The 23337-nt window shown below is 71.5% G+C and carries 28 protein-coding genes; 19 read left to right on the top strand and 9 right to left on the bottom strand.

Annotated elements, in window-relative coordinates; all coding sequences use genetic code 11:
* Positions 1 to 22 precede the first annotated feature (22 nt).
* Complete coding sequence (locus tag HD593_RS55365; RefSeq protein WP_185110841.1) at positions 23 to 964, top strand: GNAT family N-acetyltransferase; 942 nt, start codon at positions 23 to 25, stop codon at positions 962 to 964.
* Here the strand turns inward: HD593_RS55365 and HD593_RS55360 are convergent.
* Together HD593_RS55360 and HD593_RS55355 are read right to left on the bottom strand one after the other, a co-directional pair.
* Entirely contained in the window at positions 961 to 1563 is a 603-nt protein-coding gene (locus tag HD593_RS55360) for a hypothetical protein (protein WP_185110840.1), read from the bottom strand. The two genes, HD593_RS55365 and HD593_RS55360, sit on opposite strands and share 4 nt — an antisense overlap.
* On the bottom strand, positions 1560 to 2429 hold the full coding sequence (locus tag HD593_RS55355) for a helix-turn-helix transcriptional regulator (RefSeq protein WP_185110839.1): 870 nt from the start codon (positions 2427 to 2429) through the stop codon (positions 1560 to 1562). The genes HD593_RS55360 and HD593_RS55355 overlap by 4 nt, the downstream gene beginning before the upstream one ends.
* A gap of 120 nt (positions 2430 to 2549) precedes the next feature.
* Between HD593_RS55355 and HD593_RS55350 the strand changes: the two genes are divergently transcribed.
* A complete protein-coding gene (locus HD593_RS55350; RefSeq protein ID WP_185110838.1) occupies positions 2550 to 3428 on the top strand; it encodes an NAD-dependent epimerase/dehydratase family protein in 879 nt (292 codons plus the stop codon).
* Here the strand turns inward: HD593_RS55350 and HD593_RS55345 are convergent.
* Complete coding sequence (locus HD593_RS55345) at positions 3419 to 4105, bottom strand: NADPH-dependent F420 reductase (protein WP_185110837.1); 687 nt, start codon at positions 4103 to 4105, stop codon at positions 3419 to 3421. The genes HD593_RS55350 and HD593_RS55345 overlap by 10 nt on opposite strands.
* The gene (locus HD593_RS55340) at positions 4102 to 4995 is read right to left on the bottom strand and encodes a helix-turn-helix domain-containing protein (protein ID WP_185110836.1); all 894 of its coding nucleotides are present in this window, start codon (positions 4993 to 4995) and stop codon (positions 4102 to 4104) included. Before HD593_RS55340 ends, HD593_RS55345 begins: the two co-directional genes overlap by 4 nt.
* 122 nt (positions 4996 to 5117) lie before the next feature.
* On the opposite strand from HD593_RS55340, the gene HD593_RS62975 reads away from it, so the two are divergent.
* The 3 genes from HD593_RS62975 to HD593_RS55325 all read left to right on the top strand — a co-directional run bounded on the left by HD593_RS62975 (position 5118) and on the right by HD593_RS55325 (position 9040).
* Positions 5118 to 6605: an MFS transporter gene (locus HD593_RS62975; protein ID WP_185110835.1), complete on the top strand. Its 1488-nt coding sequence runs from the start codon at positions 5118 to 5120 to the stop codon at positions 6603 to 6605.
* Between the two features lie 277 nt (positions 6606 to 6882).
* Positions 6883 to 8088 (top strand): sensor histidine kinase, encoded by a 1206-nt coding sequence (locus HD593_RS55330; protein ID WP_185110834.1) that lies wholly within the window; start codon positions 6883 to 6885, stop codon positions 8086 to 8088.
* Between the two features lie 241 nt (positions 8089 to 8329).
* Positions 8330 to 9040, top strand: a complete 711-nt coding sequence (locus HD593_RS55325; protein ID WP_312904382.1) for a response regulator transcription factor — start codon at positions 8330 to 8332, stop codon at positions 9038 to 9040.
* Positions 9041 to 9107: 67 nt separating this feature from the next.
* On the opposite strand, the gene HD593_RS55320 is transcribed toward HD593_RS55325, so the two are convergent.
* Positions 9108 to 9707 (bottom strand): dihydrofolate reductase family protein, encoded by a 600-nt coding sequence (locus tag HD593_RS55320; RefSeq protein WP_185110833.1) that lies wholly within the window; start codon positions 9705 to 9707, stop codon positions 9108 to 9110.
* 382 nt (positions 9708 to 10089) lie between these two features.
* Between HD593_RS55320 and HD593_RS65510 the strand changes: the two genes are divergently transcribed.
* A complete protein-coding gene (locus HD593_RS65510) occupies positions 10090 to 10200 on the top strand; it encodes a DUF6980 family protein (protein WP_425262870.1) in 111 nt (36 codons plus the stop codon).
* Between the two features lie 31 nt (positions 10201 to 10231).
* On the opposite strand, the gene HD593_RS55315 is transcribed toward HD593_RS65510, so the two are convergent.
* On the bottom strand, positions 10232 to 11764 hold the full coding sequence (locus tag HD593_RS55315) for a carboxylesterase/lipase family protein (RefSeq protein ID WP_185110832.1): 1533 nt from the start codon (positions 11762 to 11764) through the stop codon (positions 10232 to 10234).
* 113 nt (positions 11765 to 11877) lie between these two features.
* Between HD593_RS55315 and HD593_RS55310 the strand changes: the two genes are divergently transcribed.
* The 3 genes from HD593_RS55310 to HD593_RS55300 all read left to right on the top strand — a co-directional run bounded on the left by HD593_RS55310 (position 11878) and on the right by HD593_RS55300 (position 13452).
* Entirely contained in the window at positions 11878 to 12462 is a 585-nt protein-coding gene (locus HD593_RS55310; RefSeq protein WP_185110831.1) for a TetR/AcrR family transcriptional regulator, read from the top strand.
* A gap of 190 nt (positions 12463 to 12652) precedes the next feature.
* Positions 12653 to 12949 carry a hypothetical protein gene (locus tag HD593_RS55305; protein ID WP_185110830.1) on the top strand — a complete coding sequence of 99 codons (297 nt, stop codon included), beginning with the start codon at positions 12653 to 12655 and terminating at the stop codon, positions 12947 to 12949.
* Positions 12950 to 13032: 83 nt separating this feature from the next.
* Positions 13033 to 13452 (top strand): VOC family protein, encoded by a 420-nt coding sequence (locus HD593_RS55300; RefSeq protein ID WP_185110829.1) that lies wholly within the window; start codon positions 13033 to 13035, stop codon positions 13450 to 13452.
* Here the strand turns inward: HD593_RS55300 and HD593_RS55295 are convergent.
* From HD593_RS55295 to HD593_RS55285, 3 genes are read right to left on the bottom strand one after another with little or no spacing between them, the layout of a single operon-like run.
* A complete protein-coding gene (locus HD593_RS55295) occupies positions 13397 to 14059 on the bottom strand; it encodes a TetR family transcriptional regulator (protein WP_312904381.1) in 663 nt (220 codons plus the stop codon). The two genes, HD593_RS55300 and HD593_RS55295, sit on opposite strands and share 56 nt — an antisense overlap.
* Before the next feature lie 17 nt (positions 14060 to 14076).
* Positions 14077 to 14745: a DUF4166 domain-containing protein gene (locus HD593_RS55290; protein ID WP_185110828.1), complete on the bottom strand. Its 669-nt coding sequence runs from the start codon at positions 14743 to 14745 to the stop codon at positions 14077 to 14079.
* Positions 14640 to 15350 carry a hypothetical protein gene (locus HD593_RS55285; protein ID WP_185110827.1) on the bottom strand — a complete coding sequence of 237 codons (711 nt, stop codon included), beginning with the start codon at positions 15348 to 15350 and terminating at the stop codon, positions 14640 to 14642. The genes HD593_RS55290 and HD593_RS55285 overlap by 106 nt, the downstream gene beginning before the upstream one ends.
* 158 nt (positions 15351 to 15508) lie before the next feature.
* Between HD593_RS55285 and HD593_RS55280 the strand changes: the two genes are divergently transcribed.
* From HD593_RS55280 to rfbD, 10 genes are all read left to right on the top strand, one after another.
* Positions 15509 to 15823 carry an MmcQ/YjbR family DNA-binding protein gene (locus HD593_RS55280; RefSeq protein WP_379478822.1) on the top strand — a complete coding sequence of 105 codons (315 nt, stop codon included), beginning with the start codon at positions 15509 to 15511 and terminating at the stop codon, positions 15821 to 15823.
* Positions 15824 to 15834: 11 nt separating this feature from the next.
* Positions 15835 to 16326 carry a GNAT family N-acetyltransferase gene (locus HD593_RS55275; protein WP_185110825.1) on the top strand — a complete coding sequence of 164 codons (492 nt, stop codon included), beginning with the start codon at positions 15835 to 15837 and terminating at the stop codon, positions 16324 to 16326.
* A 55-nt stretch (positions 16327 to 16381) separates the two neighbouring features.
* Positions 16382 to 16759: a hypothetical protein gene (locus HD593_RS55270; RefSeq protein WP_185110824.1), complete on the top strand. Its 378-nt coding sequence runs from the start codon at positions 16382 to 16384 to the stop codon at positions 16757 to 16759.
* Positions 16760 to 16799: 40 nt separating this feature from the next.
* Complete coding sequence (locus HD593_RS55265; RefSeq protein ID WP_185110823.1) at positions 16800 to 17690, top strand: DMT family transporter; 891 nt, start codon at positions 16800 to 16802, stop codon at positions 17688 to 17690.
* Positions 17687 to 18331: a GntR family transcriptional regulator gene (locus tag HD593_RS55260; protein WP_185110822.1), complete on the top strand. Its 645-nt coding sequence runs from the start codon at positions 17687 to 17689 to the stop codon at positions 18329 to 18331. Before HD593_RS55265 ends, HD593_RS55260 begins: the two co-directional genes overlap by 4 nt.
* A 47-nt stretch (positions 18332 to 18378) precedes the next feature.
* Complete coding sequence (locus HD593_RS55255) at positions 18379 to 18729, top strand: hypothetical protein (RefSeq protein WP_185110821.1); 351 nt, start codon at positions 18379 to 18381, stop codon at positions 18727 to 18729.
* Positions 18730 to 18996: 267 nt separating this feature from the next.
* Complete coding sequence (locus HD593_RS55250; RefSeq protein ID WP_185110820.1) at positions 18997 to 20451, top strand: sugar transferase; 1455 nt, start codon at positions 18997 to 18999, stop codon at positions 20449 to 20451.
* A gap of 2 nt (positions 20452 to 20453) precedes the next feature.
* Positions 20454 to 21521, top strand: coding sequence for a glucose-1-phosphate thymidylyltransferase (locus tag HD593_RS55245; RefSeq protein ID WP_185110819.1), 1068 nt, complete (start codon positions 20454 to 20456; stop codon positions 21519 to 21521).
* Positions 21518 to 22444, top strand: a complete 927-nt coding sequence (gene rfbB / locus HD593_RS55240; RefSeq protein ID WP_185110818.1) for a dTDP-glucose 4,6-dehydratase — start codon at positions 21518 to 21520, stop codon at positions 22442 to 22444. Before HD593_RS55245 ends, rfbB begins: the two co-directional genes overlap by 4 nt.
* A gap of 25 nt (positions 22445 to 22469) precedes the next feature.
* Positions 22470 to 23321 carry a dTDP-4-dehydrorhamnose reductase gene (rfbD, locus tag HD593_RS55235; RefSeq protein WP_185110817.1) on the top strand — a complete coding sequence of 284 codons (852 nt, stop codon included), beginning with the start codon at positions 22470 to 22472 and terminating at the stop codon, positions 23319 to 23321.
* Positions 23322 to 23337: the final 16 nt, after the last annotated feature.

Below are 23337 nucleotides of genomic sequence, written 5' to 3'. Positions count from 1 at the left end.
CGGGCACCGCTAACCTCTTCGGATGATTACCTACCGTACGATCGTCCCCGCGGAGCTCGACCGGGTGACGGACTGGGTCGTGACCGAGCCCGTCGGCTGGATCCGGGCCGATCGTTACCTGGCGGAGCTGTCCGAGAACATGTACCGGCCGGAATGGACGTGGATCGCCGAGGACGGCGACCGGGTCGTGGGGCGGGCCTTGTGGTGGGGGCGCGGTGACAGCGCGCATCCGGTCGCGCTCGACTGCCTCGACGTGGATCCCGCCGTGGGTGAGCGTACGGCCGTCGCCGCCGGGCTGATCGCGGCCGCGCTGGCAGGGTTCCGGCAGCCGGTGCAGTACGCGATCAAGGTGGCCGGCGGCTGGCGCGACGATCCGGTCACGTTCGCGGCCGTGGAGTGGCGACGGGCGGCGGCGCGGGTGGCCGGGCTCACCCGGGAGGTGGAGCGGCTGCAGTTCGAGTGGGCGCCCGCCGACGGGGTGCCCGCGGCGACCGGTTCGCTGCGGTTCGCCGAGGCGTCCGACGAGGAGTTCCTGACGGTCTTCCGGAGGATCGCCGAGGGCAGCCTGGACGCTCACACCCGGGCAGGCGTGGCGGCCAGGGGCGTGGAGGCGACCGCGCGCGAGGAGATGGACTTCTACCTCGGCGCGCCGGGCAAGAGGGAGTGGTGGCGGCTCGCCTGCACGCCCGAGGGCGAGGTGGCGGGCATGGCGATTCCGTCGGCGACGCCGTACAGCGTGAACGTGGGGTATCTCGGGGTGGTCCCGGAGTTCCGGGGGCGAGGCTACGTGGACGAGGTGCTGGGCGAGATCACCCGCATCCACGCCGGGAACGGCGAGTCGCGGATCACCGCCACGACCGACCTGGGCAACGCGCCGATGGCGGCCGCGTTCCGGCGGGCCGGGTATCGCAACACGGAGATCCGGATCAATCTCTCCAACGACGTTCCGGCCCAGAACGGCTAGCAGACACCCGGGAGCGTGCACACCTTGACGGCCATCTTCCTGGCATTCTTGGTCAGCCGGCCCGGGTCGTAGAAGCCCTCGCTGGTCGTGTAGATCATCAGCGCGCCGCCCCTGCGGGCGACGAGGCCGGTGATCGTCTGGTTCACGCTGCCGCCCTGGCGGGTCTCGTAACCCATGCCCACGGCCTCGTCCCCCGCCCTGGCCTTGCTCGTCCGCCACTGGATCTTGAGCCGCGGCGCGGACGGGTCGCTCTTGCGCGCGCATCGCTTGACGTCGGCGCGCAGGCCGTTCAGCGCGGCATGGGCGGCGCGGGGGCTCTTGTAGAGGACGAGCTGTTCGGAGGAGTGGCTCGGGGCGCTGGTCCAGTGGGTGATCGTGCGAGCCGCCAGCCGGTCGCGGTCGGTCGCGCGTTCGCGCAGGCAGGGGTTCAGCTCCAGCGGGGCGGTCCGCTTGCCGCTGATCGTGTAGCCCTGCTCGTCCGCCTGCACGGGGCCCAGGTCCTTGCGCGCGGCGCGCTCGCTCAGCAGGAAGTTCTTCGGGATCTCGGCCGCGGCCACGGGGGAGAGGGCCAGCAGCAGGGAGAGCGTCGCACTGATCACGATGGGTTGGACACCGGCGCGAGCGGGTTGGTTCGCTGGACGCCGATGACCTTCAGGAGCTGGAGCGCCCGGTGCGCGGGGGAGCCGGGATCGGCGGTGAAGATGATGACCTGCTGCTCCTGCTCGGGAACCGTGAGGATGTCGAACTCCAGCTCGATCGGGCCGATCTCCGGGTGGCGCACCGTCTGGCGCAGGTGCCGGTCGATGCGGAACTCGTGGGAGTTCCACCTCGCGGCGAAGTCCTCGCTGCCGGCCAGCAGTTCCTCGACCAGGCTCAGCAGCTCCGCGTTGTCGGGGTAGCGGGTGACGGCCATGCGCAGGTAGCTGACCGCCGTGACGACGAACCGCTCCGGATCCGTCACGCCGTAACGCGGCCGGTCCCGGTCGGGGTTCAGGAAGTAGCGGCGGATGACGTTGCGCTCCTCGCCCTCCAGCTCGGAGAAGTCCTCGAACACGGCCGCCGCCAGCGGGTTCCAGGCCAGGACCCGGCAGGTGGGGTCCACGACGATCGCCGGGGAGTCGGTCAGCCGGTCGATCAGGGTCCGGATGCTCGGCTGCACCTCGCGTACGGGATCGGCCGCCTCCCGCTCCTCCCGCTCGCCCGCGAGCTGGAACAGCCTCGCCCGCTCCTGGGCGGACAGGCGCAGCGCGCGCGAGATGCCGTCCAGCACGCGCCGTGACGGGTGCCGGCCGCGCGCCTGCTCCAGGCGGGTGTAGTGGTCGACCGAGATGTACGCCAGCTGCGCGACCTCCTCGCGCCGCAATCCCGGTGTACGCCGGCGGCGTCCCTGCGGCAGGCCCACGTCGGCCGGGCCGACCCGTTCGCGCTTGTTGCGCAGGAACTCCCCGAGGGCGTGCTTGTCCATGGTCCTGACTCTATGTCCGCAGGTGGGGCGTTACCCACAGACTCATGGTCCCTGGTTGCACGGGGGCGGATGGCGGGAGCGTGAGGTCGTACCGATCACCTAGCGAAGGCGTACGGAATCATGCGGATCTTCATCACCGGAGCGAGCGGCTACGTCGGCGGAGTCGTCGCCGAGCACCTCGTCAAGGCAGGTCACGACGTCGCCGCCCTGGCCCGCTCCGGCGGCGCGCGCGAGCGCGTCGAGGCGCTGGGCGCCAAGGCGGTGCCCGGCGGTCTCGAGGACCACGAGACCCTGCGTACGGCGGCCGCCGGCGCAGACGCCGTGGTGCACGCCGCCGTCGACTACCTTCATCCCGGAATGGGCGAGATGGAGGACGGCGCGCTGCGGGCGATGCTGGACGGGCTGAACGCCGGAGGCACGTTCGTCTACACCAGCACCGGCCTGGTCTACCCGGACGGCGAGGGCGTCGCCGTGGACGAGGAGCGGCCGCTCGACCCGGCTGCCTCGCCGCAACCGTACAAGGTGCTCGGCGAGCGCCAGGTCCTGGCCGCCGGGCACGTGACGGGCGCGGTGGTCCGGGCGGCCCTGGTGTACGGCCGGGGCGGGTCGGGGCTGCTGCAGGGGCTCATCGCCGGCGGCCGGCAGAGCGGCACCGTGCCGTACATCGGGGACGGCGCCAACGCGTGGTCGTCGGTGCACGTGGACGACCTTGCCGCGCTCTACGCGGCGATCCTGGAACGCCCGTCCCCCGGGACCGTCGTGAACGCGGCCGCGGGCGAAGGAACGCCGTTCCGGCGGATCGCCGAGGCGGTGGCCGGGCTGACCGGCGCCCGCGCCGTCTCGCTCACGATCGAGCAGGCGGAGCAGGCCATGGGGCCCTTCGCCGCCGTGCTGGCGCGGTCCGCGCCGATGGACTCGTCGCGGGCCAGGCGGCTGTTCGGCTGGGAGCCCACCGGCCCCGGGCTCCTGGACGACCTCGCCGCCGGCTCCTACCGCTGACGGGTGGCGGCGTCCAGGCCGGCCCTGATCTTCGCGGCGCCGGCCGGCACCCCCGGCGACGCGGAGAGGTTCGGCTGGTCTCCCGCGTACGGGTTGCCGTACACCGGCGTGCCCGGCTGGAACCGCCACCCCTCCGCCAGCGGGCCCGCGTCGGTGGCGTCGTAGCCGATCGCGTCCAGGAACGCGGTCACCGTCTCCTTCGCCGCGGCGTCGTCACCCGCGATCGGCAGGGCGGTGCGGTCGGAGGCGCCGGCCGGGCGGTGCAGGGCGCCCAGGTGCGCGAAGAAGATGTTGTTGAAGACCTTGACGACCTTCGACGCCGGCAGATGCTGCTGCAGCAGCTCGCTCGACGTGACCGACCCGTCGTCGAGCTGGGGGAGGTTCCCGTCCCGCTGCGGGTAGTAGTTGTTGGTGTCGAGGACGGGCTTGCCGGCGAGCGGCTCCACCGGGACGTCGCGGTAGGCCCGCAGCGGGATGCTGACCACCACCAGGTCGCCCGCCGCGGCCGCCTCGGCCGGGGTCGCCGCGCGGGCCCTGGGGCCGAGCTCGGCGACCAGGTCCTTGAGCGTCTCCGGGCCCCGGGAGTTGCTGAGCACGACGTCGTAACCGGCTGCGACGGAGAGCCGGGCCACGGTGCCGCCGATGTGTCCGCTGCCGATGAACGCGATTGTCGTCATGACCGGCCCAACCCCTGAGGCGGGTGCGGCATTCCCCCTTGAACCGACGGCATGAGCGTCGTCGTGGCGGCCAGGTGGCGGAGCCGGGCCTCCGACTCCGAGCCGGCCTCGGCCGCGAACAGGTCCATGCCCTGCAGCTCCGGGTCCCCTGGCAGGGTGACGAGCTCGGCCGACAGCCGCAGCTCGCCCACGACCGGATGGTCGAGGACGTAGTCCCGATGCGTCGCGGCGGCCACGTGATGCTCCCGCCACAGCTCGCGGAACTCGGGGCTCTCCTGGCGCAGGGCGTTGACATGCGCCGTGACGTGCGGGTTCGCCGGGTAGCGCGCGGCCAGGATGCGGAGCTGGGCCACGTGCTCCCTGGCCAGGCGCGGCCAGCGATCGCCGTGCAGGCGCCTGATGCCCTCGTCCATGAAGATCAGGTGGGCGATGGTCCTGCGCTCGTCGGGGATCGCGGCGAAGTCTGCGAACACGGCGGCGGCGAGCCTGTTCCACGCCACGATGTCGGCGTGGCGGCCCAGGACGAAGGCCGGGGTGAGCACGAGGGAGTCGAGCAGCCGTTGCAGCCCCGGCCGGACCGGCGTCCGGGGGAAGTCGCTGCAGCGGTGCGCCGGATGGGCCAGGGCGTGCAGGTACGCCCGCTCGTCCCCGGTGAGCCGCAGCACGTCGGCGATGGCGTTCAGCACCTCGGCCGAGACGTTCTGGCTGCGCCCCTGCTCCAGGCGGGTGTAGTGGGTGACGCTCACGCCGGCCAGCAGCGCCAGCTCCTCCCGGCGCAGCCCGCGCACCCGCCGCGTGCCGTTGCTCCTGTACGGCACGCCGACCTCCTCGGGCCGCAGCCGGGCCCGCCGCGACTTGAGGAACTCGCTCAGCTCAACGCTTCGATCCACATCAGCCCAGCCTAGGCAAAATTTGACTACCCAACACGCGGGGCTGGCTGTGCTTCCGGGCCGCCAGCAGGCTGTCCGGCATGAGAGCCATGATCCCTCTTGTCCTGTTGGGGCTGGGCAGCATGATCACTGCCCTTGACTTCACCATCGTCTACGTCGCGTTGCCGGAGATCGGCAGGGAGCTGGGGTTCTCCTCTGCCGACCTGCAGTGGGTGGTCAGCGCGTACGCCGTGCCGTTCGGCGGCTTCCTGCTGCTCGGCGGGCGGCTGTCGGACCTGCTCGGCAGGCGGCGCATGTTCGTGCTCGGCATGCTGCTGTACGGGGTCGCCTCGCTGCTCGGGGGGCTGGCCGGGGCGGCCGGGCTGCTCGTCGGGGCGCGGGCGTTGCAGGGGGTGGGTGGCGCGGTGTTGATGCCGGCGACGTTGTCGTTGGTGGTCACCATGTTCGAGGAGGGGCGGGCGCGGAACCGGGCCATGACGGTGTGGGCGGTTTGCGGTGCCAGTGGGATGAGTGTCGGGGCCTTGCTGGGTGGGGTGCTGACGGGGACGTTCGGGTGGGAGGCGGTGTTCTTCGTGAACGTGCCGCTGGCTGTGGTCGGGGTCGTGGGCGCGTTCTGGGTGCTCGCGCCTGATGGCGTGGGGCGGGTGGGCGTGCTCGCGGGGGACGTGCCGGGGTCCGATGGGGTGCGGCAGGCGGGTGTGTCTGCGGTGGATGGAGTGCGGCAGGCGGGTGTGTCTGCGGCGGGCGGGGCGCGGCAGGCCGGTGTGTCTGCCATGGATGGGGCTGGGCGTTTGGGTGGGTTTGATCTGCCTGGGGCGCTGACCGGCACCGCGGGTGTCACCGGGCTGGTGTTCGCGATCTCGCGTGGTGCGGAGTGGGGGTGGGGCTCCGCCGGGGTCCTGGTGCCGCTGGTGGTGGCGGTGGGGCTGCTCGTCGCTTTCGTGGTGATCGAGGCGCGCAGCCGCAGCCCGCTCATGCCGCTGCGGCTGCTGGCCAACCGGCACACCAGCGCCGCCGTCGGCGCCATCCTGGTGTACGGCATGACCCTGCAGTGCGTGCCGTACTTCCTCACCCTGTACTTCCAGGGCGTGCTCGGCTACGACGCCATGCAGTCCGGCCTGGCCTTCCTCGGGCCGACGCTGGGCATCGCCCTGGGCAACCTGGTCGGCGAGCGGCTGATCCCGCGTCTCGGGCTGCGCGGCACGCTGCTTCTCAGCGTGCTGGTGGGGGTGGCCGGTACGGGGGTGCTGGCGTTCAGCCTGTCCGTGGACGGTACGTACCTCGGGCTGCTCGTGGGGGCCGTTGGCTTCGGGGTGGGGTCCGGGCTGTCGTTCACCACCATGTTCATCCTCGCTTCCACCGGGGTGGCCGCGCACGAGCAGGGGGCGGTGTCCGGGTTGTCGTCCACGGTGCTGCAGGCGGGAAGTGGTGTGGGGCTGGCTGTGCTGGTGAGCGTGGCTGGCCGGGAGGGTGAGGGGCTGGCGGGGGAGGCGTTGCGGGTGGCGATGGTGGAAGGGCTGAGGGGGGCGTTCTTCGCTGCGGCGGGGATCGCGGTGGTCGGGGTGGTGGCTGGGCTGGTGATCCCGCGGCGGGCGCCCGCTCCGCGATGAGCTGGGCCGGCGCGCTGGTTCTCACCGCCGTGCGGCGCTGGGCTCTCGGGTGGTGCAGTGCGGTGCTCAGGCGCTGTTGCTGAGGGCAGCGGGAAGGGACGTCCGCTCGCGCTGGGTGTTGCGGCCGGTGAGGCAGGACGTTCGTTCGCGGGGACTGCGTTCTGGCTGTGGTCGGATCCTCGGTGCGGGAGAAACCCCAGGTACAACCAGGGTCTGAGGCGAAATCTCCGACCCTGGTCAGATGCCCCGCCCAACCCCCGCGCGGTACGTTCTCCGCATGATGACCCCAGCACGCCGGACGCTGTGGCGCCCGGCCGCCGAGGCCGGAGCGGCGGTGGCCCTGACCCTGTTCATCGGCTACGCGCTCGTCGACCCGCCGGGGCCGTCCTCATGGTTGCCGACGTGGGCGGCCTGGCCGGTCGCCGCTGTCATGAGCCTGCCGGTCGCCTTCCGGCGGCGATGGCCCCGGGCCATGTTCGCCGTCGCGGCCACGGCGGCCACGCTGGCGACCGCGGCGGGTGCCGTGGCCGCCGGCGCGATCTGGGTGACCTTCATCCCGGCCGCGCTCACGCTCTACCTGGCCGCCTCCACCCTTCCGCTCGGCCGTTCGGCGGCGTACCTGGCCGGATGCCTGTGCGGTGCGGAGGCCGCCGCGCTGGCCTTCTACACGCACGTGCTGCCGACCCTGCCACCCGCTCTCGAACGCACCGAATTACCCCCGTACCTGCCGGTGGAAGGCAGCACGATCGCCATCTTCATGAGCGCCGCGTGGGGGATCGGCGTGATGGTCCGCCGCCAGCGGTTCCTGGTCGCCCGCCTCGCTCGCCACCGTGCCGAAGCCGCCGTCACCGACGAACGCAGGCGCATCGCCAGAGAGCTCCACGACATCATCGGGCACAGCATGAGCGTGATCGCCGTCAAGGCCACCGTGGCCAACCACGTCGCCGACCTCCACCCCCAGGAGGTGCGCGCCGCGATGGCGGTCATCGAGCAGACGAGCCAGAGCACGCTGACCGAGATCCGCCGGGTGCTCGGCCTGCTGCGATCCGATGGTGACCCGCACGACTCCCTGTCGCCCGTGCCCGGCCTGGCCGACCTGTCCGGGCTGGTGGATCAGGCCGCGTCGGCCGGGGTCGAGGTCGAGCTGAGCGTGCCCGCGGACGCGGCGCTGCCGTCCGCGGTGGCCCTGTCGGCGTACCGGATCGTGCAGGAGGCCCTGACCAACGTCGTCAAGCACGCGGCGCCCACCCGATGCTCGGTCACCGTGCGGCTCGACGACGGACAAGCGGTGATCGAAGTCCTCGACAGCGGCCCGCGGACGCAGCGCGAAGCTCGGCCGGCGTTCGTGGGAGGGCATGGTCTCATCGGGATGCGGGAGCGGGCGGTGATGTTCGGCGGCACGCTCACCGCCGGCCCTGACGCCGATGGCGGGTTCCATGTGGTGGCACGCCTGCCCTACGGTCCGGTGGGTGCGGCAGCATGACCCCTCAGGTGGGGATCCGGCGCGGCTGGGTTCGTTCGGGGCTGGGTGGCGTGGTCGGTTCGGGCTGGCTGGAGTGGAGGTTGGGGTCGAGTGGCGTGGTGGGCCGGGCCGGCTGGAGTGGTGGGCCAGGTCGGCTGGCGTGGGGGTTGGGGTCGAGTGGCGTAGCGGGCCCGGCCGGCCGATGGGGTGGGTTCGGGGCTGGATGGGGTGATGGTGTGTGAGCCTGGACGCGGGTGAGGGAGTGAGCCGCTTGGGGGCGGAGGAAGGTGCGGGCTCGTCCATCAAGGTCCTGCTCGCTGAGGATCAGGTGCTGGTGCGTGACAGCTTCAAGATGCTCATCGACAGCACGCCGGGGATGGTGACCGTGGGCGAGGCGGGCACCGGGGGCGAGGCGGTGCGGCTGGCGGGCCGGTTGCGTCCCGACGTCGTGCTCATGGACGTGCGCATGCCGGAGATGGACGGGATAGAAGCGACCAGGCGCATCTGCGGCTCCCCGCACGGCTCCGGCACCCGCGTGCTGATCCTCACCACCTTTGACCTGGACGAATACGTCTATGCCTCGCTGCGGGCCGGGGCGAGCGGCTTCCTGATCAAGAACACCACGGCGGCCGAGCTCCTGAGCGCCATCCGGGTGGTGGCCGGCGGGGAAGCCCTGCTCGCGCCGACCGTCACGCGCCGGCTGATCGCGGAGTTCCTGCAGCGCGCCGAGCAGGCTCCGGCGCCGCGCCCCCTCGACGGGGTCACCCCCCGCGAGCGCGAGGTGCTCACGCTCGTGGCCACGGGGCTGTCCAATCGCGACATCGCCGAGCACCTCCACCTCACCGTCGGCACGGTGAAGACGCACATCGGTCATCTACTGGCCAAACTGCGGGCCCGTGATCGGGCGCAGCTCGTGATCGCGGCGTACGAGGCCGGGCTCGTGACCAGCCCTTCTCGGAGCGACCGGCGCTGATGCGCGATCCGGGACCGGTGCAGGCGCACACTCCAGTGGTCGGCCGAACGGTGGCGGGCTTCGGGGGTCACCGGGGGACGCGGTACGTCAGGTGGGTGACGAGGCTGGTGCCGGAGGGGGTGCCGAGGGGTTCGAGGGTGATGTCGCCGACGTTGTGGAGCAGGCGCTCGCCCCTGCCGAGGATCACCGGGGCGACGTGCAGGCGCAGCTCGTCGATGAGGCCTGCCGCCAGGTACTGGTTGACCGTCTCGGCGCCGCCCGCGATGGCGACGTCGCGGTCGCCGGCGGCCTCGCGGGCCTGAGCCAGCGCCGACTCGATGCCGTCGGTGACGAACGTGAACGTCGTGCCGCCCTTCTTCGGCAACGGCTCGCGCGGGTAGTGGGTGAGGACGTAGACCGGCGCGTGGTACGGCGGCTCGTCGCCCCACCAGCCGCCCCAGCTCAGGTCCCAGTCGCCGCGTCCGGGGGTGAACATGTTGCGGCCCATGATGAACGCCCCGGCCGCCGTGACGGCCTCGATCACCGCGGCGTGCTGCTCGGGCTCCTCGAACATCCACTGGTGCAGGCGATCGCCCACACCCTCGCCGAAGGGCTCTTCCAGGCTCTGGTGCAGCCCTGCCACGAAGCCGTCGAGGGACATCGCCATGTCACAAGTGACCTTGCTCATCTCACTGCCTCCTGTTGCTCGGGCGCCTGTCCGGCGCCGCCTTCACCATGAGGTCGGAGTCGCCTGGGCGTCTTCTACACGCCGGCGGAAAGAATTTGTTCGGGCCCGGTAGCCGGGGCGGCGGTCCAGGTTGACCGCCGTGGCGGGGTCAGGAAGATCCGCACTGCGCGGGCGCAGGCGGCTGCCTCGGGGGAGGGAAGAGGCTTGGCGGAGCATTTGCCCTGTGGGAAGGGAAGGCGCCTCGACGGAGCCTTGCCCCGGGGGAAGGCAAAGGGGCCTCGTGGGAAGGGAAGGGGCTTGATGGAGCACTGCTGCGCGGAGATGGCGACATCTGGAGCACGAGTGCGACCTGCATCCGGATCCCTTCGACCGCCCGGACGCGGTGGTGGTTCATTCAGCCGCGTACCGGAGCTACGGGCTGCCGATCCACGACGGGGGCAGCAGCTCCATCGCGATCCGGTACTGCCCGTGGTGCGGGGCGCGGCTGCCGTAACGGCTCGATGGGCGCGATGCTGCCGGGGGCATCACTTGCCGAGGGTGCTCCAGAACCGGTACTGGTGGTCCTTGGCGAAGTCGGCGCGCTTCCAGGCGCCGCGCGTCAGGGACTGCACGTGCCACCCCGCCTGACCGCGATCATCGCGCAGGACGGGCCAGGACTGCTCGCCGCCCCCGTTGGGGTCGCCGGTGCGGGCGAAGCGGGCCCAGGTGGCGATCAGCCGGTCGCCGAGGCGGGCCTGCTGGGGCGACAGCTTCTCGAACAGGGCCAGGTCGAACAGGTAGGGCAACTCGGCCATGTGCTGGGCGGCGGCGGGGAAGCTCGGCTTCGGGTAGCCCGCGTACCAGGGAGTCTGCTGCTCGGCGAACTCGAACATGCGCGTGGAGGTCCAGCGGGACAGGGTGCGGGCGGTGTCGAGGGCCGGTGCCGACCAGGTGGAGTCCGTCTTGACCGTCGCCAGGGTCCTGCCCGCCGACCTGCCCAGCGGGTAGCGCCGCAGCACGGCGGTGGCGTTCGCGCCGTACGCCTGCTCGACGGCGGGACGGTAGTCCTTGGCGGCCATGGGCTTGCCGGTGGCCAGCTCCAGGCCGAGGATCATGCCGTTCTCCTCGTCGTGGTTGACGCCGACGAGGACGGGGACGCGGTTGAAGCGGCCCGCGCGCAGGGCCTGGGCGACCGGGAGCGGCAGGGAGGGTGTGCCGCTGTACGGGCGCGGCTCCCGCTGGGTGCCGTAGGCGTCCAGGAGCTTGGCCATGGGGAGCTCGCGCAGGCAGCTCGCCACGTCGGTGGCGTCGGCGCAGCCTGCCTTCTCGATGACCTCGTTGCTCTCGGCCACCGCCTCCGCCTTCGTACGGGACGCCTCCCCGCAGGGCGCGCTCTGGATGATCGCCCGCTGGAACAGGCCCGCGGAGGCGGGGGAGGCCAGGTGGCCGCAGACGGCGAAGCCGCCACCTGACTGGCCCATGATGGTCACGTTGCGGGGGTCGCCGCCGAACGCCGCGATGTTCTCGCGCACCCAGCGCAGTGCCGCGCGCTGATCGTCCAGGGCCAGGGCGCCGGACTCCGGCAGCGACGGGTGGGTCAGGAAGCTGGTGACGCCCAGGCGGTAGTTCATCGACACCACGACGGCCCCGCCGGCGGCCAGCCGGTCGGCCCGGTACAGGTCGCCCATGCCGTACATCAGGCTGCCGCCGTGGATCCACACGATGACCGGCAGCTTGCCGCGCTTGCCCGCCGGGGTGGTGACGTTGAGGTTGAGGCAGTCCTCGTCGGTGCTGGGCTTGCCGATCGGGTAGCCGGTCGGCTGGGCGCACACGTGGCCGGGCTTGGTGGCGTCCCGGGTGCCCTGCCACGCGGCGATCGGTTTGGGCGCGGCGAAGCGGGTGGCGGTGGCGTACGGGATGCCCTGGAAGGTGCGCACCTGCGGGCCCGCGGTGCCGCGGACGGCGCCGTCGGTGGTGACCACGACGGCCGGATCGGGGGTGGCCGCGTGGGCCGGGACGCCGTACGGGCCGAGCAGCGCCAGGCCGAGGGCCGCCGACGCGATCAGCTGGTTCTTCACGGTCGTTCTCCTGTCGATCAAGTGATGGCAGGACCATAGCCCGAGTTTGCACGATCGCGCAAAACGAACGCGCAAAACGAATGCATCAGACGTTCGTGCTAATCTGTGGGCCCATGGGGAACCGTGAAGATCTGCTCGCGGGCGCCAAGCGGTGCCTGCGCGAGCAGGGTTACGACCGCACCAGCGTCCGCGACATCGCCGCCGCGGCCGGCGTGAGCACGGCGGCGATCGGCTACCACTTCGGATCGCGGGAGGCGCTGCTCACCCAGGCGCTGTTCGGCCTGCTGGACGAGTGGGGCGACAGCCTCGGCCGGGCGCTGGCCCCCGAGGCGGGTGACGACGAGGTCCGCGCGTACGAGCGCATGTGGGAAGGGCTCGTACGGCAGTTCGCCGAGCATCCGGATCTCTGGCTGGCCACGGTGGAGCTGTTCCTGCAGGGCCGGCGGCAGCCCGAGCTGGGCTCCCGGGTGGCGGAGGGGATGGCGGAGGGCTGGCGGGGCATGAGCGCGATCCTGCGGAGCGTGCCGGAAGAGAGCGTGTCCGAGCGGTCCGCCCGTACCCTCGGGATGGTGCAGACGGCGCTGATGTCCGGGGTGATGATCCAGAGCCTGGGCAATCCCGCGGACGCGCCCAGCGCGGCCGAGGTCCTGGAAGGGCTGCGGGCACTGGCGAAGCTGGCGGGCCCGGCGGATTCCTGAGCGGGCGACGGACTGGTCGGCGTTCGAGCCGGCCCGCGACCTCCCGCCCCTCAACCGGCGGTGACACCCCTTCCGCCTTCTACATCGTCCCCTCCTGGCCTACCTGATCCTCACCCACCGGGACGACCTCGCCCGGGAGCCGTCGGCGGAGGAGTGGCAGGCGCAGGGCTGGTTCGACGGCTGGGAGGCGGTGGAGGTGTTCGCCCGGCCGGGCGAGGGGGAGCCGGCGGCGCTCGCCGAGGCCTACGCCACGCTGCGGGAGACGCCCGGGACGCAGCGCGAGCACCCGACGGCGCTGCTCGCCGTGCGGGCGGCCGGGTGCGGCCACCTTCCGGCCGCGCTGGACCTGATCGCACGGCTGCCGGAGGACGACTTCAACGGGCGGGCGAGCCACGCGTTCCGCGCCCTGTGGATCACCGTCACCGGGCGACGTGGAGCCGTGGTGAGGGTCAGAACAGGGTATGAACCGGCCCTTTCCGGCAGGTAGCTATTTGCCGGGCGATGAGGCATTAGGTGGACAACAAGGATTAGGTCATCAGATATTGGAGGGAACGCGAAGGACGGTGTTGTATGCGCACACGCCTGGACCATCTCGTCTGCTGGGTCTCCGACCCCCGCGCGTCCCTGGACTTCTACGAGCAGGTGATCGGCCTGCCCGGCGTCCGGGCCGAGGAGTTCCGCGACGGGAAGGCGCCGTTCCCCAGCGTCCGGATCTCGCCCGAGACCATCCTCGACCTGATGGCGTTCGAGGCCATGCGCGGCGTGGACGAGGGCACCGGGGTGCAGGGCAGCGCCGGGCACCCGATCAACCACTTCTGCCTCGCGGTCGGCAAGGAGGACTACGACGCGCTGCAGGTACGGCTGAAGCAGCACGGCGTGGAGATCACCGGCGGCGGCGCGAACTCGTTCGGCGCCCAGGGCATCGCGCCCGAGACTATGTTCTTCCCTGACCCGGACGGGAACGTGATCGAGGTCCGATACTACGAGTGAGCCTGGCCCGCACGGTCCTGCGCAGCACCGGCCCGAGGTCGTCCAGGACCGTCACCAGCGCGGCCAGCTCCTCCAGCGCGTCCAGAGCCTGGGCCGCGCCGTCGGCGTCCACGCCCTCGTACAGCTCCAGCCCCACGAACGCCGCCGCCGTCGCCTTGGCCAGCCCGGTCACGTCCACGAACTCGGCCAGCGGCGAGCTCGCCAGCACCCGGCCCAGCGCCTGCTCCACCTCGGCCATCCACAGGTCGAGCCCCTTGACGACCGCCGCGGCCAGCTTCTCGTCGGTCTGGCTGCCCGCCAGGAGCTGGGCCAGCGCCGCGACGCTGCCTTCCGTGCGCTCCTGCGCGTGCAGCTCGCGGCCGAGGTCGAGCAGCTCGCTCAGCGAGGTCACCGCGGCGAAGCGGTCGCGGTAGAGGGGGATGCGCTGCTGGGCGCCGTGCTCGCAGGCGGCGGCCAGGAGCTGGTCGACGCTGCCGAAGTGGTAGAAGACGAGAGCCTGGTTGACGCCCGCGGTCGCGGCGATCGCCCGGGCGGAGGCGCCGGCCATCCCCTGCGTCCTGAGCGTTTCGAGCGCCGCGTCGAGCAGCTTCGTACGTGTGTCGGCCACCGGGCTCCCTCGAGCGTTCACAGGCGGGCCACCTCCCGCCTGGGCCTCACGCTAGCGGGAACGCCGTGCGCCGCGACGTCCACGTACGAGACGGTGAAGCTGCCCCAGTAGCCGAAGATCCGGCCGAGCAGCGGGTTCGACACGGTGACCGCGATCCTGAAGCGCCCGGCCTCGTCGTCGTACTGCTCGGTGACAAGCGCCGTGCCGGTGGCGGCGGCCGGGAGGCGGACGGCGAGCGGGCCTTCCAGCAGGCGTTGCGGGCCCGAGCGGATGACCAGGCCGCCGCGCTCGTCCACCGACAGGGCGAGCGGGGTGGCGAGGTGCTGGTGGGTGCCCAGGTAGTCGACGACCCGGGCGCCGGCCTCGTCGTAGACCATGGTCGCGTCGAAGCGGCTGAGCGGGAAGGTGCGGACGAAGGTGACGGTCTCGCGGCCGTACGAGTCGGTGTACGGGTAGTTCTCGATCCGGAACGGGATGTCGCGGCCGGTGTCCTTGACCAGGATGTTCCTGAGACCGCCGAGCGACAGGAACGGGCGGACGACGGGGCCGGCGTTCCAGACGCGGCGCATGACGCCCTCGCCTACGCAGGCCTCGCCGCTGTCGAGCCCGACGCCGAAGCGGCGCTGGAGCCGGGGGTGGAGGCGGGCGAAGTCGGGGCCGAGCGCGCGCTGGAAGATCGAGGGCATGGTCGCTCCCGTGGATGCTCGATGGGATGGCGGAGGCAGCGGCGGGCCGCGGGGGTGCCCGGCAGGGGCGGGACGGCGACGGCGAGCGCCGCGGCCGCCAGGGCGGCCAGCGGTCCGGCCAGCCAGGCGGTCAGGGCGACGGCGGCCGTTCTGGTGGCCGCCTCCGCCAGGGCCTGGAGAAGGGTGCGCACAGGGGATCTGCCGGTCTCCAGCCACAGGCGCAGCCGGTCGAACGACCAGGCGGTGGCCCACCACATGAGCCGGGGCGGCAGGACGTGCGGGCGGTAGCCGTAGGAGGTGAGGAAGCGGATCCCGGCCGGGGTGGGAAGGTAGCGCCAGTAGCCGGAGCCGGCGCGGATCGGGGAGAGCGGGTGGTCCGAGCCGAAGCGGAGCGCCGAGGTGCACGAGCCGTCGGCGGCGTGCCGGTCGCCCGTGTGCACGCCGACGCCGCTGATGCCGAGCGTCGAGTAGCGGAACCTGTGCTCCGAGAGCGGCTCGATGCGGCCGAAGCGCAGGTCCCAGCGCTGGTGCCGGGCCGGGTCCTGGGTGGCCCGCCACAGCGCCTCCAGATCGGCCCTGATCAGGATCTCGATGTACAGCCGCATGATCCCCCCGAATTGAGCGATCGCTTAAGACGACTATAGGAGTGTTTGAGCGTTCGCTCAAGACGCTCGGAACTGTCGGTCGGTTCTGGTACACAGGCGGCATGGGTGTCAGCGTCGATGAGTTCCTGAAGCTGCTGGACGAGCTGCCCGACGTGCGGATGAGCCACGGCGGGGAGTGGATCGGCCTCAAGGTGCACGACAAGGGGTTCGGCTACCTGTGGGAGGCCACCGAGACCGTCGGGCTGAAGGCGACGATCGAGGAGCAGATCGCGCTGGTCAACGAGCGGCCCGAGGTGTTCGAGGTGCAGTTCACGGCCGGGCGGTTCGGCTGGGTGGTGGTCCACCTCGACCGGATCGACGCCGAGGAGCTGTTCGAGCTGATGGCCGAGGCGTGGTGCCTGACCGCGCCCAAGCAGCTCGTGGCCGACTTCGAGGCGACCCACCCGATCGGGAAGAAGGTGCAATCCGGGTAATCTCCGACATTGTGACCCCTGTGAACGTCCGGCTGCGGGAGTGGCGCGAGGCCGACGCGCCAGCCGTGCTGCGTGCCTTCCAAGCCCCCGACCTGCGCCGCCAGGCCCCCTGGCCCGTCGTCACGCTCAAGGACGCCTCCGGCTGGATCGCCTCGTGGGACGGGGTCGGGCACGCCTTCGCCGTGGTCGAGGGCGAGCGGGTCGTCGGAAACGTGGCCGTGACCAGGCTCGACTCCCACGGCAACGGCTGGGTGTCCTACTGGGTCGTGCCCGAGGCGAGGGGGAAGGGGGTCGCGGTGGCGGCCACCGAGCTGCTGGCCCGGTGGGCGTTCGACGAGCGCGGGCTCTACCGGCTGGAGCTGGGGCACCGGACGAACAACCCGGCGTCGTGCCGGGTCGCCACGAAGGCCGGGTTCCTGCCGGAGGGCATCGAGCGGGGCAAGCTCGGCTACGAGGGGGTCCGGTACGACGTGGAGCGGCACGCGCGCCTGGCCACCGATTGATCGGCCGCACCGGTCGCCTGGCGTCACCTGTGCGGGCTGAACTACCCTGTGGCGGGTGGACAGCGAGAGTCTGGCCGCGGCCGGGCTGTTGGAGGCCCTGAGCCGGGCGTCGGAGATTCTCGCCGAGTTACGTCATCCGTTCGTGAGAAGCGAGCAGTTCTCCTATTTCTTCCCGCCCGCGGGCGCCCGCGTCGGCACCACGTTCATGCTGCCCGACGGTCGCGAGGTCAGGTTCGAGGTCTCCATCGCCGCGTCCGGCAGGGCCTTTCACGTGGAGGGCGGCATCCAGGCGGAGGAGGAGACGCTGCTGGAGCTGCCCCGTAAGAGCGTCCCCGACATCGAGGAGGGGCTGGCCGCGTTCGGCGACTACGCGGGGGAGGTGGCGGCGCCGGCGGAGCGGCTGATCGGGCAGTTGCTGGAAGAAATTGTCTGACAACTAGACGAACAGTGTCTGATTGTCTGACAATGGGCTCATGAGGAATGGACCGCTTGCCGTCGTGGGCGCCTCCGTGCTGTGGGGGACCGCGGGCACGGCCGGGCTGCTGGTGTCCGCCGATTCCGTGGCGCTGGCCGCCGCCCGGCTGGTGATCGGGGGCGCCGCGCTGGCGCTCGTGGCCGGGGCCGGGCTGTGGAAGGCCGTCAGGCCGGGGCTGCTGCTGGGAGCCGTGGCGGTGGCCGCGTACCAGCTCTGCTTCTTCGCCGCCGTCGGCCGTACCGGGGTGGCCATCGGGACGGTGGTCGCGATCGGCAGCGGGCCGGTGTTCACCGGGTTGCTGTCCTGGGTGCTGCACGGGCGCAGGCCGACGAGGCGGTGGAGCGCGGCCACCGCGGCGGCCATCTGCGGGTGCGCGGCGCTGATCGTGGGCGGCGGCGCCGAGGCGGGCGCGCAGGTGGTGTCCGGGATCGTGCTCGCGCTGGTGGGCGGGCTGCTGTACGCCTTCTACGCCGTCACGGCGGCCCGGGCGATCGGCCAGGGCGGTCAGTCGAACGCGGTCATGGGGGTGATGTTCGGCGGCGCCGCGCTGATCATGGTGCCGGTGCTCGCCGTCAGCGGCGTCGCCTGGATGGGCGAGCCGCGGGCGCTGCTCGCCGTGCTCTACCTCGGCCTCGGCACCACGGCCCTGTCCTACTTCCTGTACGGCCGCGGCCTGCGCACCACCCCCGTGGCCACGGCCGCCACGCTGTCGCTGGCGGAGCCGGCCGTCGCCGCGCTGCTCGGGCTGGTGGTGCTGGGTGAACGGCTGGCCCCGGTCTCGATCGCCGGGCTCGTGCTGCTGGGGCTGAGCCTGGTGGCGGTGGCCGTACCGGAAAGGGTGCAGGAAAGGGAGCGGATGCCGGAAAGGGAGCTAGAGTCGCAGCCGTGACGTTGCCGCTCAGACCCGTCTCCACCGTCGGCGCGCTCGCCGACGCCCTGCGCAGCAGGGTGTTGTCCGGCGAGATCCCGCCCGGCACCGCGCTGCCCGAGCAGGAGATCGCCGCCTCGTACGGCGTCGCCAGGCCGACCGTGCGGGAGGCGCTGGCGAGCCTGGTCCACGAGGGGCTGCTCAGACGCGAGCGCAACCGCAGTGCCTATGTCCCGGAAGTGACGCTTTCGGACCTCGAAGACCTCATGTACGTCCGCCGCCCCCTGGAGGACCTCATGGCCCGGGCCGTGACCGGCAGGACGGTCCCGGGCGCGGAGGCGGCGCTGCACCGGATGGCCGCCCTGCCCGCCGACGCGCCCTGGTCGGAGACCGTGGCCGAGCACATGGCGCTGCACCAGGCGCTCATCGAGGCCGTCGGCAGCCCGCGGCTGGAGCGGCTCTACGGCGTGCTGGCCGCGGAGACGCGGCTCGGCCTGGTGCGGCTGCGCGAGGTGTACAAGGACAGGGACGTGCTGGTCGCCGAGCACCGCGAGCTGCTCGACGCCATCGCGAACGGCCCCGAGGAGGCCGCGCGGGCGGCGGTCGCCGCGCATCTCAGCCACTCGTGGGGCGGCGACGGGCGAGTACATCGGCACCTTTGAGTGCGAACCCTTGCGGGACTGCCCCGTAACTCGCAAGAATCGCGGCCATGCACGGCAACCCGATGCCGGACTCCTACGTGTATGTCACGGAAGAGGGCGTCACTCGTCACTATGCGGACGGTAGCGTCGAAGCCCTCGCCTGGGAGGACGTGGTGGAGGTCCGTGTTGTCACGGAATCAGGGGAAGACGTCCTCTATATCCTGCTCGACCGTGACGGTGAGGGCTGCGTCGTGCCCCGCTCGGCCACGGACTCCACCTTTCTCGCCCGCCTGCGTTACCTCCCGGATTTCGACCTCGACCGGCTGACCCTGGCCGCGGACTCCGCGCACGACGGTGTCGTGGTGGTCTGGCGCAGCCCCGACCCGCCGTCGGCGCTGCCTGACCTGGAGTACGACTAGCCCTTCATAAATCGGCAACCTGCCGAAATACCGCAGTAAATCTGGCATTTCCCTGATCAACTGCTGCCACTTGTGGACCGTTCCGTCAAGCCCCCGCGGGGTCTGGCAATCGTCCGAATGTGGACATTTGCCGGTATTCCTCATGCCGGAATCGATCTTTACTCTTTAGTGGGGGCCGCCGCCCTTGATTGTGCGTGGGACTTGTCAACCCATGTGGTTCAAGGAACGTCCAGTTATCGCGGTGCACAGAGTTGTCAGGGTGGTGCTATGAGGGTGGGGACTGGGGAGTCCGCTGTCGTGCTCCTCAAGGCCGTACCACGCCGCGCGTCGAGCATCTGGACGCGTGCGTACTTACGGCTCCTGTTATCCGGCGACACGGTATGCGTGTTGCTCGCATGCGTGTGCGTGCTGGGCATCCGGCTGATCGCCGGCGCGTACATTCCGCTGGCCGAGTTCCTGCTGGGATTCGGCCTGGTCATCGCCTGGCCCATCGCGCTGTGGATGGGGGGCGCGTACCGCCAGCGCGCCAACGGCGAGGGAACAGAGGAGTTCAAGGCCGTCTTCAACGGCGGCATCGGGCTGATGGCGGCCGTCGCCATCATGGCCTACGCCACGCAGACCGCCATCGCGCGCAGCTTCGTGATGGCGATGCTCCCGCTGGCCCTGCTCGCGACGATCTACTACCGCTATCGCATGCGCAAGCGGCTGCACCGGCGCCGAGCCGTGGGCGACTACATGCGCCAGGTGATCGCGGTCGGGCACCGGGAGTCGATTCTCGACCTCGTGATGCAGTTCAGGCGCCAGCCGTACCACGGCATGCGGGTGGTGGGAGCCTGCCTGCCGGGCAACGCCATGGACGTGGACCTCGACGGCATCCCGGTGCTGGGCGACTTCGGCGACGTGGCCACCGTGGTCGAGCGGGAGCAGGCCGACGCCGTCGCCGTACTGGCCTGCCCGGAGCTGGACGGCGCCGCGCTGCGCCGGCTGGCGTGGAGCCTGGAGACCGCGCGCACCGACCTGTTCGTGGCGCCCGCGCTCCTCGACGTGGCCGGGCCCCGGATCAGCATCAGGCCGGTCGCGGGCATGCCGCTCCTTCACGTGGAGCATCCCGAGTTCGACGGCATGCGGCAGTTCGTGAAGACCGTCTTCGACCGCCTGGTGGCGGGGCTCGCGCTGCTGGGACTGGCGCTGCCGCTGCTGGCGATCGCGCTGGTGATCCGGCTGACCAGCCCCGGCCCCGCGTTCTTCTACCAGACCAGAGTCGGCAAGGGCGGCACGGAGTTCCGTCTGGTGAAATTCAGGACCATGGTGGTCGACGCGGAGCGGCTCAAGGGCGCGTTGCTGGAAGCGAACGAGTTCGACGGAGTGCTCTTCAAGATTAGGAACGATCCAAGGATCACCAGGGTAGGCGCTTTCCTCAGGAAATACTCGATCGACGAGCTGCCCCAGCTGCTGAACGTCCTGCGCGGCGAGATGTCCCTCGTCGGCCCGCGCCCGCCGCTGCCGGAAGAGGTCGCCGAGTACGGCACCGACGTCCGCCGCCGCCTGGTGGTCAAACCCGGCATCACGGGGCTGTGGCAGGTCAGCGGGCGCTCCGACCTGACGTGGGAGGAGTCCGTACGCCTCGACCTGCGTTACGTGGAGAACTGGTCGCTCATCCTCGACCTGCAGATCCTGTGGAAGACCTGGTCCGTCGTCACCCGTGGAGAAGGGGCTTACTAGCGGTGAAAGCACTCGTGCTCGCCGGGGGGTCGGGCACCCGGCTACGCCCCATCACGCACACGTCGGCCAAGCAACTCGTGCCGGTCGCCAACAAGCCGGTCCTGTTCTACGGCCTGGAGGCCATCGCGGAGGCCGGGATCAAGGAGCTCGGCCTGGTGGTGGGCGACACGCACGCGGAGATCGAGGCGGCCGTGGGCGACGGCTCCCCGTTCGGGCTGCAGGTGACGTACCTGCGGCAGGAGGCGCCGCTCGGGCTGGCCCACGGCGTGCTGATCGCCCGCGACTACCTGGGCGACGACGACTTCGTCATGTACCTCGGCGACAACTTCGTGGTGGGCGGCATCAGCGGGCTGGTCGACCGGTTCGCCAGGGAACGCCCCGCCGCGCAGATCATGCTGACCAGGGTCGGCGACCCGCGCCAGTTCGGCGTGGCCGAGCTGGACGCCGAGGGGCGCGTGATCGGCCTGGAGGAGAAGCCGGAACGGCCCAAGAGCGATCTGGCCCTGGTCGGCGTCTACCTGTTCAGCCCGGCCGTCCACGAGGCGGTGGCGGAGCTGAAGCCGTCGTGGCGGGGGGAGCTGGAGATCACCGACGCGATCCAGTGGCTGATCGAGTCGGGGGAACGCGTCGAGTCCTCGGTGATCTCCGGCTACTGGAAGGACACCGGCAACGTCACCGACATGCTGGAGGTCAACCGGCTGGTGCTGGAGTCGGTCGAGCCCAGGATCGACGGGCGGGTGGACGAGGCCAGCGAGCTCATCGGCCGCGTCGCCATCGAGCCGGGCGCGGTGGTCGAGCGCTCGCGCGTGGTCGGCCCGGCGATCATCGGCGCCGGCGCCCGCATCCAGGACAGCTACGTGGGCCCGTACACCTCCATCGGCGCCTCCTGTGCCGTCACCGGCAGCGAGATCGAGTACTCGATCGTGCTGCCCCGCGCCTCCATCGCCGGGGTGGGCCGCATCGAGTCGTCGCTGATCGGCCACGACGTCGAGGTCACCCCGGCGCCCAACACGCCCAGAGCCCACCGTCTCGTACTGGGCGATCACAGCAAGGTACAGATCAGTTCATGACAAGAATTCTGGTGACGGGTGGCGCGGGATTCATCGGCTCCCACTACGTCCGGAACGTCCACGACGCGTACGTGACCGTGCTCGACAAGCTCACCTACGCCGGTAACCGCGCCAACCTCGACGGGGTGCGGCACGAGTTCGTGCACGGGGACATCTGCGACGCCGAGCTGCTCGCGCGGGTCGTCCCCGGCCACGACCTCGTGGTCAACTTCGCCGCCGAGTCCCACGTGGACCGGTCGATCGAGGGCGCCGCCGAGTTCATGCGCACCAACGCGCTCGGCACCCAGACGCTGCTGCAGGCGTGCCTGGAGGCCGGGGTGCCGAAGGTGGTGCAGGTCTCGACCGACGAGGTGTACGGCTCGATCGACATCGGCTCGTGGGACGAGTCCGCGCCGGTGCGGCCCCGGTCGCCGTACGCGGCGTCGAAGGCGAGCGGCGACCTGATCGCGCGCGCGTACGCGGTCACGTACGGGCTGAAGGTCTCGATCACCCGCTGCGGCAACAACTACGGGCCCAGGCAGTACCCCGAGAAGCTCATCCCGCTGTTCGTCACGAACCTGCTGCGCGGCAGGAAGGTGTCGCTGTACGGCGACGGCGGCAACGTGCGGGACTGGATCCACGTCGAGGACCACTGCGCGGGCATCCGCCTGGTGGCCGAGAAGGGCGAGCCCGGCGAGGTCTACCACATCGCGGGCACGGCGGAGCTGACCAACAAGGAGCTCACCGCGCGCCTGCTCGAAGCCTGCGGCAGGGACTGGGACATGGTCGCGTACGTGGCCGACCGCAAGGGGCACGACCGCAGGTACTCGCTGGACGACTCGAAGCTGCGGGCGCTGGGCTACCGCCCCGAGATCCCGTTCGAGCAGGGGCTGAAGGACACCGTCCGCTGGTACGCCAGTCACCGTGACTGGTGGAGTCAATAGTCTCGCGATTGGGCCGGGAGGCCGCATGAGGTGGCTCATCACGGGGGCGGGCGGCATGCTGGCCGCCGACGTCCTCTGCAGGACCGCGCTGACGGGCGAGCCGGTGCTCGCGCTCGGCCGGACCGACCTGGACGTGCGCGACAGGCGGGCGGTGCACGACTTCGTCGCCGCCTACCGGCCCAGGGCCGTGCTGAACTGCGCGGCCTGGACCGCGGTGGACGACGCCGAGACGCACGAGGCCGAGGCGCTGGCCGTCAACGGGGACGCCCCCCGCTGGCTGGCCCAGGCGTGCGACCGGATCGGCGCCCGGCTCGTGCACGTGTCCACCGACTACGTCTTCGACGGGACGGCGGGCCCGCCCTACCCCGAGGACGCGCCGACCGGGCCGGTGAACGCCTACGGCAGGACGAAGCTGGCGGGCGAGGTAGCGGTGCTGGAGCACGGCCACTACGTGGTGCGCACCGCCTGGCTGTACGGCGCGCACGGCGCGAACTTCGCCACCACCATGATCAGGCTCGCCGGCGAACGGCCCACCCTGGACGTAGTGGACGACCAGCACGGCCAGCCCACCTGGACCGCGGACCTGGCCGACTACCTCGTCCGGCTGGCGCAGTCGGACCTGCCTCCCGGCGTCTACCACGGCACGAGCGAGGGGGAGACGACCTGGTGCGGGTTCGCCAGGGAGATCTTCACGCTGCTGGGCCAGGACCCGGAGCGGGTACGCCCGGTGCCGACCTCGGCCTTCGCCCGCCCGGCCAGGCGCCCGGCCAACAGCGTGCTGGCGCACACCCGAGGGGAGCCGATCCGGCACTGGCGTACGGCACTGCACGCGGCCTGGCCCGTCCTGTCGAGGAGCCGTCAGTGCAGCGTCGCGTGAGACGCCTCTCCGCGCA

This window comes from Nonomuraea rubra (genome assembly GCF_014207985.1).
Classification (GTDB): domain Bacteria; phylum Actinomycetota; class Actinomycetes; order Streptosporangiales; family Streptosporangiaceae; genus Nonomuraea; species Nonomuraea rubra.
Note: the sequence above shows the minus strand (reverse complement) of the source record. Positions and strands in the feature narration are given on the sequence as shown.